1 protein-coding gene is annotated in these 2372 nt (G+C 59.1%); it reads left to right on the top strand.

Annotated features, from left to right (window positions below; translation table 11 throughout):
• Positions 1–612: 612 nt before the first annotated feature.
• Positions 613–2274 carry a hydroxylamine reductase gene (hcp, locus tag B5D49_RS14590; protein WP_078718454.1) on the top strand — a complete coding sequence of 554 codons (1662 nt, stop codon included), beginning with the start codon at positions 613–615 and terminating at the stop codon, positions 2272–2274.
• Positions 2275–2372: the final 98 nt, after the last annotated feature.

The raw sequence follows: 2372 nt of genomic DNA, 5'->3' as shown, positions 1-2372 counted from the left end.
GCAACCCTTTCTTGCAGAAAGGGCTTTCCCCTCGGACTCCCCTTCCCAAAGACCGTTCACCGCTCGCGGCTGCCGCCGCTCGACATTTCCGCAAGTGCCTCCGGAACACCCCATTCCATACCCGTCCGGCCCCCCTTGCCTCCCCTGTCTCGACATGAAACGCCCCTCCCCCTCAAGCCACAGGGAACGGCCATGGCCGTTCCCCGTGGCTTGGGCGCACCGTTGCCGCGAGTTTCGGGAGGGCGGAGCCATCCCGGAAATCGCGGCAACATGAGATCACGCCGCCGCACTCCTCCCCATTGTCACTCTTCAGGCGACCTCCCACCCTACGCCCCCGGCCGCGCGACAGCGCGAGACCGGTAAACGGGGGTCCAGGGGGCCGCGGGCCTCCTGGTCGCCGAAGGCAGCTTAACCAGCATGCCCTTTCCCACACTTTCGACCATCACGACCGACATGATTTGACGCAAGTCAAATACCCCCACCCAAAAACGCACTACACCGTATTGCAGTGGGCATACCGGTAGACTTTCGACCACGGGCCACCCCACGACGTCGTTTCTTTATCGGTGCCTGTAACGCTCAAACATCATTCCCCAACGCAAGGAGGCAGATATGTTTTGCTACCAATGCCAAGAAACAGCGAAAAACGCCGGTTGCACAGTCAAAGGGATGTGCGGCAAACCGGAAGAAACGGCCAATCTCCAGGATCTTCTTATCTTTGTTCTGCGGGGCATCGCCGTGTACGGGGAAAAGCTCAAGGAACTGGGCAGTCCGGACCGATCCAATGATGATTTCGTGCTTCAGGGGCTGTTCGCGACCATCACCAACGCCAACTGGGACGATGCCCGTTTCGAAGGCATGGTCCAAGAAGCCCTTGAACGGCGGGATGCGTTGAAAGCCAAATTCCTTGAGACCTATGCGGCCAAACAGGGACAGAAGTTCACGGACGCCCTGCCCGACGCGGCCACCTGGAGCGGTCCGGTCTCCTCCTTTGCCGACAAGGCCAAGACCGTGGGCATCCAGGCCACCGAAGACGAAGACGTGCGTTCGTTGCGCGAGTTTCTGATCATCGGACTCAAGGGAGTAGCCGCCTACGCCGAACACGCAGCAGTTCTGGGATTCCGCAGGCCGGAAATCGACGATTTCATGCTTGAGGCGCTCGCATCCACAACCAAAGACCTGTCCGTGGATGAAATGATCGGCCTGGTCATGAAGACCGGTGAAATCGCGGTCACGACCATGGCGCTTCTGGACGAGGCCAACACCACCACCTATGGGCATCCGGAAATCACCGAAGTGAACATCGGCGTGGGCCACAGGCCCGGCATTCTCATCAGCGGCCATGACCTCAAGGACATGGAGGAGCTGCTCAAACAGACCGAGGGAACGGGCATCGACGTCTATACCCATGGTGAAATGCTGCCCGCCAACTATTACCCGGCCTTCAAGAAATACGATCACTTCGTGGGGAACTACGGCGGGTCATGGTGGCATCAGAATGCGGAGTTCGAAAGCTTCAACGGTCCCATCCTGCTGACAACCAACTGCCTTGTGCCGCTGAAGAAAAGCAACACCTACCTCGACCGCCTCTACACGACCGGCGTTGTCGGGTATGACGGCGCCACGCACATTGCCGAGCGTCCCGAAGGCGGGACCAAGGACTTTTCCGGCATCATCGCTCAAGCCAAAGAATGTTCTCCGCCCACGGAACTGGAAACAGGCTCCATTGTCGGCGGATTCGCCCACCACCAGGTTACCGCCCTTGCCGACAAGGTCGTGGAGGCGGTCAAATCCGGTGCCATTAAACGGTTCGTGGTCATGGCGGGTTGCGACGGACGGCAAAAATCCCGCGAGTATTACACGGACGTCGCGGCAAATCTTCCTCAAGATACCGTCATTCTGACCGCTGGTTGCGCCAAGTATCGTTACAACAAGCTGGATCTCGGCGATATCGGCGGCATCCCGCGCGTGCTTGACGCGGGGCAGTGCAACGATTCCTACTCTCTCGCGGTCATCGCCCTGAAGCTCAAGGAAATCTTTGAACTGGATGATATCAACGATCTGCCGGTATCCTACGACATCGCCTGGTACGAACAAAAGGCCGTGGCAGTCCTCCTCGCCCTGCTCTTCCTGGGCGTCAAGGGCATTCGCCTGGGTCCGACCCTGCCGGCGTTCCTGTCCCCCAACGTGGCCAAGGTGGTCATTGAGAAATTCGACCTCAAGCCCGTCGGAACCGTGCAGGACGATATCGCGGCCATGATGGCAGGCCAATAACGCCCCTTTCCCCGTGCTCGTCGATGCTCAATTCGACGGGTACGGGATACTTTTTTCCGAGGGGCAACCCTTTCTTGCAGAAAGGGCTTTCCCCTCGG

The sequence above is a fragment of the Paucidesulfovibrio gracilis DSM 16080 genome, from assembly GCF_900167125.1.
In the GTDB taxonomy this organism is placed as follows: Bacteria; Desulfobacterota; Desulfovibrionia; order Desulfovibrionales; family Desulfovibrionaceae; genus Paucidesulfovibrio; species Paucidesulfovibrio gracilis.
This window is presented reverse-complemented; position numbering and strand designations above follow the sequence as displayed.